General features: G+C 72.2%; 18 protein-coding genes. 8 read left to right on the top strand and 10 right to left on the bottom strand.

The features are described 5' to 3' along the window. Positions 1–26 precede the first annotated feature (26 nt). From ACQ393_RS08825 to ACQ393_RS08835, 3 genes are read right to left on the bottom strand one after another with little or no spacing between them, the layout of a single operon-like run. Entirely contained in the window at positions 27–935 is a 909-nt protein-coding gene (locus ACQ393_RS08825) for an SURF1 family cytochrome oxidase biogenesis protein (protein WP_430646454.1), read from the bottom strand. Next, positions 932–1204: a hypothetical protein gene (locus tag ACQ393_RS08830; RefSeq protein ID WP_430646455.1), complete on the bottom strand. Its 273-nt coding sequence runs from the start codon at positions 1202–1204 to the stop codon at positions 932–934. The genes ACQ393_RS08825 and ACQ393_RS08830 overlap by 4 nt, the downstream gene beginning before the upstream one ends. Beyond that, the gene (locus ACQ393_RS08835) at positions 1201–1602 is read right to left on the bottom strand and encodes a DUF3099 domain-containing protein (protein ID WP_430646456.1); all 402 of its coding nucleotides are present in this window, start codon (positions 1600–1602) and stop codon (positions 1201–1203) included. Before ACQ393_RS08835 ends, ACQ393_RS08830 begins: the two co-directional genes overlap by 4 nt. A gap of 186 nt (positions 1603–1788) precedes the next feature. Here ACQ393_RS08835 and fabG point away from each other — a divergent pair, with 186 nt between their 5' ends. Next, positions 1789–2499 carry a 3-oxoacyl-ACP reductase FabG gene (fabG, locus tag ACQ393_RS08840; protein ID WP_430646457.1) on the top strand — a complete coding sequence of 237 codons (711 nt, stop codon included), beginning with the start codon at positions 1789–1791 and terminating at the stop codon, positions 2497–2499. Positions 2500–2515: 16 nt separating this feature from the next. Here fabG and ACQ393_RS08845 read toward each other — a convergent pair whose 3' ends face one another. The 3 genes from ACQ393_RS08845 to glgC all read right to left on the bottom strand — a co-directional run bounded on the left by ACQ393_RS08845 (position 2516) and on the right by glgC (position 5453). Then, the gene (locus tag ACQ393_RS08845) at positions 2516–3469 is read right to left on the bottom strand and encodes an SMP-30/gluconolactonase/LRE family protein (RefSeq protein WP_430646458.1); all 954 of its coding nucleotides are present in this window, start codon (positions 3467–3469) and stop codon (positions 2516–2518) included. A gap of 77 nt (positions 3470–3546) precedes the next feature. Continuing rightward, positions 3547–4209, bottom strand: coding sequence for a phosphoserine phosphatase SerB (serB, locus tag ACQ393_RS08850; RefSeq protein WP_430646459.1), 663 nt, complete (start codon positions 4207–4209; stop codon positions 3547–3549). Further along, the gene (glgC, locus tag ACQ393_RS08855) at positions 4206–5453 is read right to left on the bottom strand and encodes a glucose-1-phosphate adenylyltransferase (protein ID WP_430646460.1); all 1248 of its coding nucleotides are present in this window, start codon (positions 5451–5453) and stop codon (positions 4206–4208) included. The genes serB and glgC overlap by 4 nt, the downstream gene beginning before the upstream one ends. Before the next feature lie 79 nt (positions 5454–5532). Here glgC and glgA point away from each other — a divergent pair, with 79 nt between their 5' ends. The 3 genes from glgA (at position 5533) to ACQ393_RS08870 (ending at position 7921) form a co-directional block, all read left to right on the top strand. After that, on the top strand, positions 5533–6723 hold the full coding sequence (gene glgA, locus ACQ393_RS08860) for a glycogen synthase (protein ID WP_430646461.1): 1191 nt from the start codon (positions 5533–5535) through the stop codon (positions 6721–6723). A gap of 51 nt (positions 6724–6774) precedes the next feature. Continuing rightward, entirely contained in the window at positions 6775–7563 is a 789-nt protein-coding gene (locus ACQ393_RS08865) for an ABC transporter ATP-binding protein (protein ID WP_430646462.1), read from the top strand. Between the two features lie 109 nt (positions 7564–7672). Further along, positions 7673–7921, top strand: a complete 249-nt coding sequence (locus ACQ393_RS08870; RefSeq protein WP_129233276.1) for a type B 50S ribosomal protein L31 — start codon at positions 7673–7675, stop codon at positions 7919–7921. Positions 7922–7976: 55 nt separating this feature from the next. Here the strand turns inward: ACQ393_RS08870 and ACQ393_RS08875 are convergent, their stop codons facing one another. Both ACQ393_RS08875 and ACQ393_RS08880 read right to left on the bottom strand, forming a co-directional pair. Continuing rightward, the gene (locus ACQ393_RS08875) at positions 7977–8459 is read right to left on the bottom strand and encodes a hypothetical protein (protein WP_430646463.1); all 483 of its coding nucleotides are present in this window, start codon (positions 8457–8459) and stop codon (positions 7977–7979) included. 53 nt (positions 8460–8512) lie between these two features. Beyond that, a complete protein-coding gene (locus ACQ393_RS08880) occupies positions 8513–9214 on the bottom strand; it encodes an exonuclease domain-containing protein (RefSeq protein WP_430646464.1) in 702 nt (233 codons plus the stop codon). 61 nt (positions 9215–9275) lie between these two features. On the opposite strand from ACQ393_RS08880, the gene ACQ393_RS08885 reads away from it, so the two are divergent. Together ACQ393_RS08885 and ACQ393_RS08890 are read left to right on the top strand one after the other, a co-directional pair. Further along, positions 9276–10184 carry an alpha/beta fold hydrolase gene (locus tag ACQ393_RS08885; RefSeq protein WP_430646465.1) on the top strand — a complete coding sequence of 303 codons (909 nt, stop codon included), beginning with the start codon at positions 9276–9278 and terminating at the stop codon, positions 10182–10184. After that, positions 10181–11281: a glycosyltransferase family 4 protein gene (locus ACQ393_RS08890; RefSeq protein ID WP_430646466.1), complete on the top strand. Its 1101-nt coding sequence runs from the start codon at positions 10181–10183 to the stop codon at positions 11279–11281. Before ACQ393_RS08885 ends, ACQ393_RS08890 begins: the two co-directional genes overlap by 4 nt. A gap of 73 nt (positions 11282–11354) precedes the next feature. Here ACQ393_RS08890 and ACQ393_RS08895 read toward each other — a convergent pair whose 3' ends face one another. Beyond that, the gene (locus ACQ393_RS08895; RefSeq protein ID WP_430646716.1) at positions 11355–12134 is read right to left on the bottom strand and encodes a Sir2 family NAD-dependent protein deacetylase; all 780 of its coding nucleotides are present in this window, start codon (positions 12132–12134) and stop codon (positions 11355–11357) included. A 151-nt stretch (positions 12135–12285) separates the two neighbouring features. Here ACQ393_RS08895 and ACQ393_RS08900 point away from each other — a divergent pair, with 151 nt between their 5' ends. Both ACQ393_RS08900 and ACQ393_RS08905 read left to right on the top strand, forming a co-directional pair. Further along, entirely contained in the window at positions 12286–13083 is a 798-nt protein-coding gene (locus ACQ393_RS08900; RefSeq protein ID WP_430646467.1) for a TrmH family RNA methyltransferase, read from the top strand. A 23-nt stretch (positions 13084–13106) separates the two neighbouring features. Continuing rightward, on the top strand, positions 13107–14417 hold the full coding sequence (locus tag ACQ393_RS08905) for a D-alanyl-D-alanine carboxypeptidase family protein (protein ID WP_430646468.1): 1311 nt from the start codon (positions 13107–13109) through the stop codon (positions 14415–14417). Positions 14418–14432: 15 nt separating this feature from the next. On the opposite strand, the gene ACQ393_RS08910 is transcribed toward ACQ393_RS08905, so the two are convergent. Next, positions 14433–15242: an SGNH/GDSL hydrolase family protein gene (locus ACQ393_RS08910; RefSeq protein ID WP_430646469.1), complete on the bottom strand. Its 810-nt coding sequence runs from the start codon at positions 15240–15242 to the stop codon at positions 14433–14435. Positions 15243–15313 lie beyond the last annotated feature (71 nt).

The raw sequence follows: 15313 nt of genomic DNA on the forward strand, positions 1-15313 counted from the left end.
GCGAGCGGCGGTGCCGGCGGGGCTCCCTACCGGCGGTCCAGGATCTCGTCTTCGACGTCGGCGTCGGAACGCGCGCGGGCCGGCTTCGCCGGGCGCGCACGCGGCGCGGAGGCCCGAGCCGGCCGGCGGGCCGTGGTGCGATCAGGACCCGAAGGACGCCCGGCGGTCGCATCCGCATCGGCCGACTCCGGTCCCGGGGCATCCGTCGCCAGCGCCCTGCGCTCCTGGTTCGCGAACCAGCCGAGCGCGATGAACGCGAGCAGCGCGAACACGAACCACTGCAGGGCGTAGGAGAGGTGCGGGCCCTCGTCGCGCACCGGCCGGGGGAGGGCGACGGGCGGTTCGCTCGCCTCGGCTCCCGACTGGATGAGGATGCCGTAGGCGCCCGTGTAGGCCGGGACGCCGACGCGGTCGGCGAGCTCGGCGAGGTCGATGGTCGCGAACTCGGCGCCCGACGAGGTGCGGCCCGCGATCCGCCCCTCGCCGGCCTTGAGCCGCGCGGAGATCTCGACCTCGCCGGCGGGCGGCGCAGGGACCTCGGAGGGGCGACCGTCGGAGTCCTGCGGAATCCAGCCCCGGTCGACCATGAAGACCGTGCCGTCCGCGAGCAGGAAGGGCGTGAGCACCTCGAAGCCCGTGCTGCCGCCGCACGGGCGGTTGCGCACCACGACCTCCTCGGAGAGGAGGTACTCGCCGGTCGCCGAGACCACCTGCCACCGCTGGTCGACGTCGAACCCGTCGAGTTCCGGGAGCGCCTCGTCGAGCGGCACCGGGTCGGCGTCGTAGTTGGCGTCGATGCGGGCGACCTCGGCGAGCGCCTCGGCGCGCCGGTTCAGCTGCCAGGTGCCGAGCGCCGAGCACGCGATCGCGAAGACGATCACGAGCGCGAGGTAGCCCGCCCACCGGGGCGAGGCGAGGAACCGCCACTCGGTCACGCGGGACCACCGCCCGCGGACGTGTCGCGGCCGAGTGGCGCCGACGGGGCGGCATCCGTCGTCTCGAACGGCTCGACCCGCACGGGGAACGAGCGGGAGCCGAGGAAGTCGCGCAGGTAGTCGACGTGCTCGTCGCACGCGAGCCAGGTCTTGACGCGATCCTCGGCGTGGATCTTCGGGTTCCGCCAGTCGATCCGCCAGGCGGCGGCCTCGCGACATCCCGCGCGGGAGCAGCCGCCCTGCGGGGCGGCCGAGGAGAGGCCGATCACCGGTCGCCCTCCGCATCGTGATGGCGCTCGGGGCGCTCCGCCCGGTCCGCAGGCGGGGCATCGGGGCCCGGCCCGGCGGCGTCGGCGGGCGGTCCGGCGGCATCCGCTTCGGTCCAGTCGGTGCCGCCGTCGGCGCGGCGCAGTGGGACGAGCCCGCCCGGGCGCTCCACGGCCGAGCCGCGGGTCGTCGCGACGTTGGCGACGACGACCGCGAAGTACGGCAGGAACACCGCGCCGAGTGCGAACACGAGCAGCCACCAGCCGTCCACGAACAGCAGCGCGACGATGCACGCGACACGGATCGACATCATCACCGTGTACTTGATCATCCGCGAGCGGCGCTCGTCGTCGGGCGACGGCGGCAGCGACGTGATCGACTGCAGGGGCTGGTGCTTCATGGTGGTCGCCGTGGACTGCGGCGCTCCTCACCTCAAGCCTACGTCCGCAGCGGGCGACGGATGCCGCGCACTCGGCAACCTCTATGCTGGGACGGTTCGCGCGGCACCGGCCGCGCACCCACCCCTGACGGCCGCGCTGGAATCACCCGCGCTCGCGTCCACCCCCGAGAGAGACGGAGTCACGTCATGACCACGAGCCGCACGGTGCTGGTGACCGGAGGCAACCGGGGGATCGGGTACGCGATCGCCGAGGAGTTCGTGGCGCAGGGCCACCGTGTCGCAGTCACCGCACGTTCGGGCGACGGCCCCACGGGCACGCTCACGGTGCGCGCCGACGTGACCGACGCCGAGTCGATCGACCGGGCGTTCACCGAGATCGAGGCCGAGCTCGGCCCGGTCGAGGTCGTCGTGGCGAACGCGGGCATCACGCGCGACACCCTCCTCATGCGCATGAGCGAGGAGGAGTTCACGAGCGTCGTCGACACCAACCTCACGGGCGCGTTCCGCGTCGTCAAGCGCGCCTCGAAGGGCATGCTGAAGGCGCGCTTCGGCCGCATCGTCCTCATCTCGAGCGTCGTCGGCCTCTACGGCGGCGCCGGTCAGGTCAACTACTCCTCGTCGAAGGCCGCGCTCGTCGGCATGGCCCGCTCGATCACGCGCGAGCTGGGCGCCCGGAACATCACCGCGAACGTCATCGCGCCGGGCTTCATCGAGACCGACATGACGGACGCGCTCCCGGAGGCGCAGCAGGCCGAGTACAAGAAGAGCATCCCCGCCGGCCGCTTCGCGACCCCGTCGGAGGTCGCCAAGGTCGTCTCGTGGGTCTCGGGCGACGACGCGGGCTACATCTCCGGCGCCGTCATCCCGGTCGACGGCGGCCTCGGCATGGGGCACTGACGCCAGCGGACTCGCCTCAGCGGTCGATGCGCACGGCCTGGTAGCTCGTCGACGGCGTCGGCGGCGTTCCGAACCGCGCATTCGGCAGGTACAGCCCGTCGCCGAAGGAGTCGACCGTCGTCGGGACGTCGAAGTCGGGGCTCGTCAGGGTGTCGACGACCTCGCCCGTCGTGCCTGCCGGGTCGAGACGGATCTCGGCGACCCGGTTCAGCTGGTTCTGCACGACGTACAGCGTGCGGCCGATGACGAGCATCCCGTCGCCGTTCGGGAGGCTCGCGCCGCCGAGGTCGACCGCGGTCGCATCGCCGGTGGCCGGGTCGACCCGGTACACCGTGGCCGTCGAGCTCTGCATCACGAGCAGCGCCCGGTGGTCGGGCGTCTCCACGATGCCGTTCGCATCGAAGCCGCCCTGCTGCACCCAGTCCCCGCCGAGCGTGACGGTCTCGACCTCCGAAGGGTCGGGGAGCGCCCCGCCCGGTCCGAGCGGAAGCCGGTACAGCTCGCCCGCGAAGCTGTTCGTGAACCACGCGGCATCCCGCGTCACGATGACGTCGTTGATGAAGGCGGACCCGCTCGTGAGCTGGTACGAGGCCAGGACGTCGCCGGTCGCCGGGTCGATCACGCGCGCATCGCCGGCCGGGCCGCCCGAGACGAACAGCCGCCCGCGCGCGTCGAGGTCGAGTCCGACGGACGGCGTGCCGGGACCCGCGCTGACCACAGCACCCTCGCCGGTCCGGAGGTCGGCCGCGTAGATGTCGCCGTCGGCGAGCGATCCGAAGTAGGCGGTGCCGCCCGGCGCGATCGCGATGCCCTCGGGCTGGAAGCCGTCGGGCAGGTCGATGATCGATTCGACCGCACCACCGCCCGCCGACGACGGCGGACTCGCCACGGCCGGCGATGCGACCGAGAAGAGGAGGAGCGCGGCGAACGCGCCCACGGCGGACGAGCGTGCGACGGTGCGGCCGGTCATGGGGTCAGGCTAGGCACAACCGGAGCGCGCCGCGAGGGGTTCGGATGCGACTCCCAGCCCCGCGCGGACAGCCGCGATCAGCCGCGGAGGCCCGCGAGTGCCAGGACGTCGCTCAGGTCGACGCGATCGATCGCGACATCCGCCTGCGCCCGCACGACCGGCTTCGCGCAGAACGCGACGCCGAGCGCCGCGCGATCGAGCATCCGCAGGTCGTTCGCGCCGTCGCCGACCGCAATCGTCCGCGAGTGCGGGGTGCCGGATGCCGCGGCCCACTCCTCGAGCGAACGGCGCTTCGCCTCCGCGTCCACGATGTCGCCGAGCACTCGCCCGGTGAGGCGCTCGTCGGCCACCTCGAGCCGGTTCGCGCGGCAGAAGTCGAGCCCGAGACGCTCGGCGAGCGGATCGAGGAGCTCGTGGAATCCTCCGGAGACGACCCCCACGCGCCCGCCCGCCGCGTGCACGCCGTCGATGAGTTCCTGCACCCCGGGAGTCGGCGTGAGCCGGTCGCGCGCGGCGAGCACCTCGGCGACGGGGAGCCCGGCGAGCGTCGCGACGCGTTCGCGCAGGCTCGCTGCGAAGTCGAGCTCGCCGCGCATCGCGCGCTCGGTCACCGCGGCCACGTGCTCGAGGCTGCCGGCCGCCTCGGCGAGCAGCTCGATGGCCTCCTCGCGGATCAGCGTCGAGTCGGCGTCGAGCACGACGAGCAGGCCGCCCTCGCGGCCGGTGGTGCCGCGACTCACGCGTGCTTCCGGACGTGGGAGCCCTTGCCCACGACGGTGATGCCGCTGTCGGTGACGACGAACCCTCGGGCGCGGTCCTCGGCGCGGTCGACGCCGATGTGGGCGCCGGCCTCGACGACGACCTCCTTGTCGAGGATGGCGCGACGCACCGTCGCACCCGCCTCGATGCGCGCGCGGTCGAACAGGATCGAGTCCGACACGTTGGCGCCCGACCCGACGATGGCCCAGGGCCCGAGCACGCTGCGCTCCACGTGCGCCCCCGAGATGACGGAGCCGAGGGAGACGATCGAGTCGATCACGGTGCCGAGCGACCCGCGCGCGTCGCGCGTGAACTTCGCGGGCGGCGAGTTCACCTGCTGACTGAAGATCGGCCACTCCTGGTTGTACAGGTTGAAGACGGGGAGCACCGAGATCAGGTCCTGGTGCGCTTCGAAGAACGAGTCGATCGTTCCCACGTCGCGCCAGTAGTACCGATCGCGGTCGGTCGAGCCCGGCACGTCGTTGCCCTTGAGGTCGTAGACGCCGGCCTTGCCCTGCGCCACGAAGGCGGGGATGATGTCGCCGCCCATGTCGTGGCTGGAGTCGGTGCGCTCGCCGTCACGGAGGACGGCGTCGATCAGCGCGTCGGCGTTGAAGACGTAGTTGCCCATCGAGGCGAGCACCTCGCCGGGGGAGTCGGGCAGCCCCTCGGGATCGCTCGGCTTCTCGAGGAAGCGGTGGATGCGCTCGGGCGACTTCGCGTCGACCTCGATCACGCCGAACTGGTTGGCCAGCGAGATCGGCTGGCGGATGGCGGCGACCGTCGCCTCGGCGCCCGAGTCGATGTGGGCCTGGATCATCTGGCTGAAGTCCATGCGGTAGACGTGGTCGGCGCCGACCACCACGATGATGTCGGGCTGCTCGTCGTAGATCAGGTTGAGGCTCTGCAGGATCGCGTCGGCCGAACCGGAGAACCAGCGCTTGCCGAGGCGCTGCTGCGCCGGCACGGATGCCACGTAGGAGCCGAGCATGCCGTCGAGGCGCCACGTCTGCGACACGTGACGGTCGAGGCTGTGGGACTTGTACTGCGTGAGGACGACGATCTGGCGGAGCCCCGAGTTGATGAGGTTCGAGAGCGCGAAGTCGATCAGCCGGTACTGCCCGCCGAACGGCACCGCGGGCTTGGCGCGGTCCTCCGTCAGGGGCATGAGGCGCTTGCCTTCGCCGCCGGCGAGCACGATGCCGAAGATCTTCCGCGTAGCCATGTGCCCCAGCGTAGTCAGCCGGATGCCGCCGCCGACAGGTGGTTGACGGCGCGTGACCGGGACGGGCTAACGTTGCCGCATGCGCGTCGACCTGCTCACCCGCGAGTACCCGCCCGAGATCTACGGAGGCGCCGGCGTCCACGTCGCCGAACTGGTCCGTGCGCTCCGCCGCGACATCGAGGTGCAGGTGCGCTGCTTCGGCGCGCTGCGCGACGAACCCGACACCACGGCGTATCCGACGCCGGCCGAGTTCGCGGCCGCCAACGCGGCGCTGTCGACGATGGGCGTCGACCTCCTGATGGCGCAGGATGCCGGGGGCGCCGACCTCGTGCACTCGCACACCTGGTACGCGAACTTCGCGGGCTTCACGGCGAAGGCGCTCCACGGCATCCCGCACGTCGTCACCGCCCACAGCCTCGAGCCGCTGCGTCCCTGGAAGGCCGAGCAGCTCGGCGGCGGATACCGGGTGTCGAGCTGGGTCGAACGCACTTCGTTCGAGGACGCCGACGCGGTGATCGCCGTCAGCGACGGGATGCGACGCGACATCCTGCGGTCCTACCCCGACATCGACCCGGCGAAGGTCTCGGTCGTCTACAACGGCATCGATCTCGCCGACTGGCGCCCGAACGACGACGCCGACCTCGCGCGGTCGCTCGGCCTCGACCCCGACCGGCCCTCGATCGTGTTCGTCGGACGGATCACGCGACAGAAGGGCCTGCCGTACCTGCTGCGCGCCGCCCGCGAGCTCCCGGCCGACGTGCAGCTCGTGCTCTGCGCGGGCGCGCCGGACACGCCCGAGATCATGGCCGAGGTCTCGGGGCTCGTCGACGAGCTGGCGGCGACCCGCGAGGGCGTGGTCTGGATCGATCGGCACCTGCCGCGGAACGAGCTCACGGCGCTCCTCACCGCGGCGACGGCCTTCGTCTGCCCGTCCGTGTACGAGCCGCTCGGCATCGTGAACCTCGAGGCGATGGCATGCGGCGCCGCGGTGGTCGGGACCGCAACGGGCGGCATCCCCGAGGTCGTCGACGACGGCGTCACCGGCGTCCTCGTGCCCATCGAGCAGGCCGACGACGGCACGGGAACGCCGCTCGACCCGGACCGCTTCGTGGCCGACCTCGCGGCGGCGCTCGAGCGCGTGGTCGCCGACCCCGCCCGCGCTCGCGAGATGGGCGCAGCAGGACGTCGGCGTGCGGAGGAGCGCTTCGCCTGGGACACGATCGCGGCCGAGACGCGAGCACTGTACGAGCGCGTGCTCGTGGGTCGCTGAGGGGTGCCGCCTGGGCGGTCCCGTCACCCGAGTCCCACTAGGCTGGAGACCATGGCGTCTACGGTTCTGCAGTTCCAGCATGTGTCGGTGGTTCGCGATGGCAACACGATCCTCGACGGCATCGACTGGAACGTGGCGTCCGACGAGCGCTGGGTGATCCTCGGGCCGAACGGCGCGGGCAAGACCACGCTGCTGCAGATCGCGGCGGCCGCGATGCACCCCACCAAGGGCTCCGTCGAGGTGCTGCAGGAGTCGCTCGGCAAGGTCGACGTCTTCGAGCTGCGTCCGATGATCGGCTTCGCCTCCACGGCGATGGCCCGGCTCATCCCGCGGAACGAGAGCGTCATCAACACCGTGCTCACCGCCGCCTACTCGGTCACCGGCCGGTGGAACGAGGAGTACGAGTCGATCGACGACCGACGCGCGCAGCGCGTGCTCAAGGAGTGGGGGCTCGACGGCTTCGCCGAGCGGCGCTTCGGCAGCCTCTCCGACGGTGAGCAGAAGCGCGTGCAGATCGCGCGCTCGGTCATGACCGACCCCGAGCTGCTGCTGCTCGACGAGCCGGCCGCGAGCCTCGACCTGGGCGCCCGGGAGGAGCTGGTGGCCCTCCTCGGCGGCTACGCCTCCTCGAAGTCGTCGCCGGCGATCGTCATGGTCACCCACCACGTCGAGGAGATCCCGGAGGGCTTCACGCATGCCCTGCTCCTCGCCGACGGGCAGGTCCGTGCCGCGGGGCCCATCGCCGAGGCGCTCACCTCGGAAACCCTGAGCGAGACGTTCGGCATGCCGATCGAGCTCTCCGAAGACGACGGGCGGTACACGGCGCGCGCTGCGCGGTGACGCACCGAGACGCTCGTCTCTGCTAGAATAGTGTTTTGGCCAACGGCCGACACGCTTCCCTGCCCTCGAGGCGGGGCGACCCCTCCATCCGACCAAGCAAGGATCCTCCATGAAGACCGACATCCACCCCGAGTACAACGCCGTCGTCTTCCGCGACCTCGCCTCGGGCGAGACGTTCCTCACGCGCTCGACGGTGACCAGCGACAAGACCATCGAGCTCGACGGCGAGACCTACCCGGTGATCGACGTCGAGATCTCGTCGGCCTCGCACCCGTTCTACACGGGCAAGCAGCGCATCATGGACTCGGCCGGCCGCGTCGAGAAGTTCAACAAGCGCTTCAAGGGCTTCGGCGCGTAAGACGCTTCACGAAGGGGCGGGCGACTCGGTCGTCCGCCCCTTCGTCATGCCCGGGTCATTCCCGGGTGAGCCCTGCCGCCCAGTCCAGCGCATCGAGCTGCGCCTGGTGCGCCGTGATCCGACCGGCGTCGAGCGCCTCGCCGGCGGCCAGGAGCGCCTCGGCCTCGTCGGGGGTGCCCATGCCCTCGTCGATCACCGACCGCGCACGGTCGACGAGTTCGCGAATCGAGATGCGCTCGTGCAGGAACTGCGCGGCGAGTTCGCGGAGCGCGAGCTGCAGCGTGGCGGGATCGCGCGGGTCGGGCACGCTCGCGCCGAGCTCGACGAGTGCGCGCCCGAGCGCCTCTCGGAGGTCCCACGGCGAATCGGCGTCGGACATGCCGGCGAGTTCGTGCAGCGCCGGCGAGTCGAGCCCTGCGACGGTCGCCTCGACGGCGGCATCGACGAGGAAGCCGGGCGGACTGTCGCCGAGGATCCAGAGCGCGCTCGCTTCGATGAGCGCGTCGGTCGCTGAGCGGACGGGCGGTCGTTCCGACATGGCACAAGGCTCCCACGTCGGACGCCCTCGCGCGACGGACTTCCGGCCCGAACTCAGCGCAGCGGCCACGCACCCGAGGTCGTGAACTCGGGCTCGCCGTTCATGCGACGCCACTCCTGGTAGCTCTCGGCCTGCTCGCGAGACCAGTCGACCTGGCTGGCGTGCAGCTCGGCGATGGTGCGCGCCGCGACCTCGGGGAACGCACGGGCGATGGCCTGTGCGACCCGACCCGCGGCGAGCGCGTCGGCGCCCGCGTCGTGGGCCGCGGTGAGTTCGACGCCGTAGTGCTCGCAGGCCGCCGTGAGCGTGCGCTTGCCGCGACGGAACCGGTCGACGGCCTTGTCGATGACGAGCGGGTCGATCACGAACCCGGGTCCCCGGAACGCCTCGTGGGCGTAGCGCTCGGCCTCGCGATGCAGCACCGACAGGTCGTAGGCCGCGTTGTACGCCACGATCGGGAAGCCCCTGGCCGCCGCGTCCCGCAGGGTGGCGATGATCTCGGCGACGGCCTGCGCCGCCGGCTGCCCCTCGAGACGCGCCCGTTCGGTGCTCACGCCGTGGATCAGGGTCGCCGCGGTCGGGATCTCGACGCCCGGATCGACGAGCCACTGCCGTTGCTCGAGCACCGCGCCATCCGCCCCGATCACGCCGACGTGGGCGGTGACGATGCGGCAGGTGTCGATGTCGATGCCGGTGGTCTCGAGGTCGAACACCGCGAGCGTGTCGGCCCAGGATGCGACGGGGGAGTGCTCCATGCCGGTCACGGTATCGGCGCCCTCCGACAGTGCTCAGGCGCCGCGCCGTAGGATGCTGGGGATGATCGCCTCACCGTACGCCGTCGACCTCGAGCGGATCCCCGTCCGCGAGCACCGTGCCCAGGTCCTGGGCAGTGAGACCGCGTGGTGGGAGTACGGACCGGCGGACGCGCCGGTGATCGTCGCGGTGCACGGCTTCCGCGGCGACCACCACGGGCTCGAGCCCATCGTCGCCAAGCTCCCCGGCTACCGCGTGATCATCCCCGACCTACCCGGGTTCGGCGCCTCGCCGACCTTCGACGGCCGACCGCACGACATCGACGCGTACGCAGACTGGCTCGTCGCGTTCGTCGAGGCCGTGGGGGTGACGGACGGCGAGGCCGCCGCCGACGGATGGACCCTCCTCGGCCACTCGTTCGGTTCGATCGTGACGACCGCCGCCGTGGCATCCGGCCTCGCCCCCGACCGGCTCGTCCTGCTGAACCCGATCGGCGCACCCGCCCTGGAGGGGCCGCGTGCGATCATGACCCGGCTCGCGGTCGCCTACTACCGCGCGGCCGCCGCGCTGCCCGAGCGCGCCGGCTTCGCGCTGCTGCGCAACCGCGCGATCGTGCGGGTCATGAGCGTCACGATGGCGAAGACCCGCGACCCCGAGCTGCGCCGGTTCATCCACGACCAGCACGACCGGTACTTCTCCGCGTTCGACGACCGCGACGCCGTACTGCAGGCGTTCGAGGCGTCCGTCGGGCACGACGTGCGGGAGTACGCGCCCGCCATCCCGACCCCGACGCTCCTCGTCGTCGCCGAACAGGACGACGTGACCCCCCTCGACGCGCAGTACCGGCTGCAGCCGCTCTTCGAGGACGCGACCCTCGCCGTCATCCCCGACGTCGGCCACCTGATCCACTACGAGACGCCCGGCGAGGCGGCGGGCCACATCCGCGTGTTCGTCGAGGGTGAGCGGGCGTGAGGCTCGTCGTCGACTGCCGGTACGTCCGGATCGACCATCACGACGGCATCAGCCGGTTCACGGCCGGCATCGTGGCCGAGCTCTCGAAGCGCCATCCGCTGACCATGCTCATCAGCGACCACCGCCAGCTCGACAAGCTGCCCGCGCTGCCCTGGGAGCTCGTCAGCGGGCCGACGAGCGTGCGCGAGCCGTGGGTCGCCCGGCAGGTCCGCAAGCTCCGGCCCGACGTCGTGTTCTCGCCGATGCAGACCATGGGGTCGTGGGGGCGCGACTACGGCCTCGTGCTCACCCTGCACGACCTCATCTACTACGAGAACCGCACGCCGCCGCGCGACCTGCCCGCGTTCGTGCGCGTGCTCTGGCGCCTGTACCACCTCATGTGGTGGCCGCAGCGGATGCTGCTGAACCGCGCCGACGCGGTCGTCACCGTGTCCGAGACGAGCGCCGGGCTCATCCGGAAGCACCGCCTCACCGCGCGGCCGCTCACGGTCGTGCAGAACGCGGCCGACGAGATCGGCACGCCCGACCTGCCGCGGGCCAGGCCCGAGGGCGGTCGGCTCGTCTACATGGGGTCGTTCATGTCGTACAAGGGCGTCGAGACGCTCGTGCGCGCCGTCGCGCAGCTGCCCGACCACGAGCTGCACCTGATGAGCCGGGTCACCGACGAGCGGCGGCGGGAGCTCACGCGCATCGCCCCCGAGGCGCGCCTGGTGTTCCACGACGGTGCGACCGACCAGGAGTACGCGGACGTGCTCGCCGGCGCGACGGCGCTCGTGACCGCGTCGAAGGCCGAGGGCTTCGGCATCCCGCTCGTCGAGGCCATGCGACTCGGGACGCCCGTCGTCGTGAGCGACATCCCCATCTTCCGCGAGATCGGCGGCGACGCCGCGACCTACTTCCCGGTCGACGATGCGGATGGCGCGGCTCGGGCCGTCCGCGCGCTCGACGCGCCGGGGGAGTGGGAGCGCCGGTCCGCGGCATCCGTCGACGTCGCGGAGCGGTTCACGTGGAGCGCCTCGGCCGAACGCCTGCTCGACGTGCTCACCGAGGTCGGCGGGACCAACCGGCGCGCGGCGCACGCTCGCGGACGGCGCTGAGCGATCCCCGCGATCCCGGTCCAGGGCGACGGACGGCGGCTCGGATGCGTCGGGCCCTGGTCGGGCCGGAACGTCAGGCGAGCGCCTCGGCCATCGCCGTGAGCGTCTCGGTCGCGCCGGCGTCGAGCTTCACCGTCGCCCGGCTGTCGCCCTTCGTGATGCCGCGGTTGACGACGACGATCGGCACCCGACGCCGCCGCGCGATCTCGAGGAGCCGCACGCCCGAGTTCACGACGAGCGACGAGCCCGCCACGAGCAGCACGTCGGCACGCTGGACGAGGGCGGCCGCCTGCCGGTACACGGGCGTCGGGACGAACTCGCCGAAGAACACCACGTCGGGCTTCAGGGTGCCGCCGCACACCGTGCACGCCGGGATCACCATCGACTCGACGTCGTCGACCTCGACGTCGCCGTCCGGTGCCGGCCGGATCGCGACATCCAGGTCGATGTGCGGATTCAGCTCGGCCAGCCGATCGGCGACCGATTCTCGCGCGAAGACCTGCCCGCAGGTCAGGCACACCACGCGATCGGAGGCGCCGTGCAGCTCGACGACGTGCGAGCTGCCCGCTCGCCGGTGCAGGCCGTCCACGTTCTGCGTCACGACCCCGGAGACCACGCCGCCGGCCTCCAGTCGGGCGAGCGCGCGGTGCCCGTCGTTCGGCCGCGCGGTGCCGAAGGTGCGCCAGCCGAGGTGGCTGCCCGCCCAGTAGCGCTTGCGCGCCGTCTCCGACGCGAGGAACGTCTGCACCGTCATCGGCGTGCGCACCGGTGCGCCCTCGCCGCGATAGTCGGGGATGCCCGAGTCGGTGCTGACGCCCGCGCCGGTCAGGACGGCCACGCGCGCGCCGCGCATGAGGCGGACGGCCTCATCGAGCAGCACGTCGGACGGTGCCGGCGCCTCGATCCCAGTGACCACGCGCGTCTCCCTTCGACGGTGCTGCGATTCTAGACGTGCGGCTTTTCCGGGATGTTTCCGGATGACGCGAACCGACCCGGGAGGACCCATGCGCATCGAACACGTCACCGACGCGGCATCCGACGCCGTCGCCGACTACGCGCGGCTCACCGACGTCGCCCTGCGCAGCATCACCGAGCCCGAGCGGGGCGTGTTCATCGCCGAGTCCGCCAAGGTGATCCGCCGGGCGATCGCCGCCGGGTGCAGGCCGCGCTCCGTGCTCATGGAGGAGAAGTGGCTCGCCGACCTCGAACCGGTCCTCGCCCCGTTCGACATCCCCGTGCACCTCGCCGACGCGGCCGGGCTCGAGGCGATCACCGGGTATCGCGTCCACCGCGGTGCGCTCGCCGCGTTCGAGCGGCCGGAGCTGCCCGATCCCGGCGAGCTGCTCGCGACGTCCCGGCGCGTGGTGATCCTCGAGGACATCGTCGACCACACGAACGTCGGCGCGATCCTGCGCTCCGTCGCCGGACTCGGCGCCGATGCGGTGCTCGTCACGCCGCGCTGCGCCGACCCGCTCTACCGGCGGAGCGTGCGCGTCAGCATGGGCACCGTGTTCCAGGTGCCGTGGACCCGCCTTCCCGAGTGGACCGAGGCGCGCGCGCTGCTCACGGCCCGCGGCTTCGAGGTCGCGGCACTCGCGCTGGCCGACGACGCGGTGACGCTCCGCGCGCTCGCCGCCGACCCGCCCGAGCGTCTCGCGCTCGTGCTCGGCGCCGAAGGGGACGGGCTCTCCCGGCAGGCGCTCGCCGCGGCCGACACGATCGTCACCATCCCGATGGCGCACGGCGTCGATTCGCTGAACGTCGCGGCCGCCGCGGCCGTGGCGCTGTACGCGCTCGCATAGGTCGGCTGGGTATCCTGCAACGGATGTCTCGCACGCTCGATCCGGCTCCGCCCGCGCCCCCGCGACCCTCCACGCCGTCACCCGCCGTGTATCGCCGGCGACGGATCGTCGCGTTCGGCATCCTCGCCGTCATCCTCGGCCTCCTGATCGGCGGCGGGGTCTACACGTCCTCGGCGCTGGGCGCCCCGATCCCGGCGGCCGCCCCCGCGATCGACGATCCCGCGCCCGTCGTGGCGGAGACCCAGGCCGTGGTCGAGCCCGGCTTCGGGACGTGGGCGGTCGGCGCGACCGACTTCGACGGGCTCATGGCCGCGGGCGGCGAGGACACGCCCATGCCGATGGCGAGCATCGCCAAGGTCGTCACGGCGCTGGTCGTGCTCGAGGAGCATCCGATCCCCGAAGGGGAGGGAGGCCCCGACATCGCGTACACCGAGGCCGACATCGACATCTACTGGGACATGGTCGCCCAGAACGGCTCGGTCGCGCCGGTCGTCGCCGGGTCGACGCTCTCGCTGAAGGAGAGCCTCGAGGCCATGATGCTGCCCTCGGGCAACAACTACAGCATCTCGATCGCGAACTGGGCGTTCGGCTCGGTGGACGCCTACGTCGACCGGGCCACGGCGTGGCTCGCGAAGCACGGGCTCACCGCGACCCGCGTCGTCGACACCAGCGGTCTCTCCCTCGACGACGTCAGCACGGCCGCCGACCTGGTCCGACTCGGCGGGATCGCGCTCGAGAATCCGACGCTCGCGGAGATCGTGGCGACGCAGTCCGTCGAGATCCCCGAGCTCGGCACGCTCGAGAACTCGAACCGGCTGCTCGGCACGCACGGGGTCGACGGCATCAAGACGGGCACGACGGATGACGCGGCGAACCTGCTGTTCTCCGCCGACGTCGCGGTGGGCGCGACCTCCGTGACCCTGGTCGGCGTCGTGCTCGGCGGCGACACGCACGCGATCGTGCGGGAGGCGGTCGCCGGGCTCATCGACTCGATCGCGCCCGGCTTCCACGAGGTCGTCGCCCTCGAGGCCGGGCGACCGCTGGTCGCGTACGCGACGCCGTGGGGCGATTCCGCCGAGGCCGTGGCCGGCGAGGGCGTGACGGTCGTCGTCTGGTCGGACACGCCCGTCGACGTCTCCGTGGAAGCCGGATCGGTGGGGCTCGTCGACGACGGCGACCGGGTCGGCACCGCGACGGTCACCGCCGGATCGCAGGTGGTCGAGGTGCCGCTCGTGGTGGACGGCACGCTCGACGACCCGGGCGCCTGGTGGCGGCTGTCGAACCCCGGCGGGCTCGACGCGGGCGTGGTCGCCGACGCCCCGGTCGCCGGCTGAGGTCGCGCGCGGACCTCAGTCCGGATCGCCCGGCGTCGCCTCCGGACGCGAGGCGTAGGGCCCGGCGGCCGGGCGCTTCGCCGTCACGGAATCGCCCGACGACTGATGCCGGATCCGACGGATGACCCAGGGCACGAGGTACTCGCGGGCCCATGACAGGTCTTCCGTGCGCGCTTCGCGCCAGGTGCGCTCGGGCAGCGGCTCCGGCTTCATCGGCTCGAGCTCGTTCTCGACGTTCAGGGCGTCGAGCACCATCCGCGCGACCGTGTGGTGGCCGAGCGCGTTGAGGTGCAGCCGGTCGCGGTCCCACATCCGCTGGTCCTGGATCTCGGCGAGGGCCCACTGGTCGGCGACCAGGCAGTCGTGCTTCTGCGCGATCGCGCGGAGGTTCTCGTTGTAGATCGCGACCTTGCCGCGGATGCCCCGGAACACGGGGGAGAAGCCGACGTCGACGCCGGTGAAGATGACGATGGTCGCCCGGTCCCGCGCGAGCCGTTCGATGGCGTACTCGAACCGGGCCGAGATCTCGTCGGGGTCGGTGCGCGGGCGGATGACGTCGTTGCCCCCCGCGGAGATCGTGATGAGGTCGGGCCGGAGCTCCAGCGCCGGCTCGACCTGCTCGTCGATGATCTGCTGGATCAGCCGGCCGCGGATCGCGAGGTTCGCGTAGGCGAAGTCGTCGGTCCCCCGCGAGAGCACCTCGGCGACGCGGTCGGCCCAGCCGCGGTGCCCGCCGGGCACGCCGGGCTCCGGGTCGCCGATGCCCTCCGTGAACGAGTCGCCGATCGCGACATATCTCGACCAGGGATGCTGCTGGGTGACCATCCCTCCATTCTGCACAGGCCGCACGGCCGCCGTGCGCCGTGTCCACCGCACGTGCGTGCGTCGCGGATCAT

Source organism: Agromyces sp. GXS1127 (genome assembly GCF_050565425.1).
Classification (GTDB): Bacteria; Actinomycetota; Actinomycetes; order Actinomycetales; family Microbacteriaceae; genus Agromyces.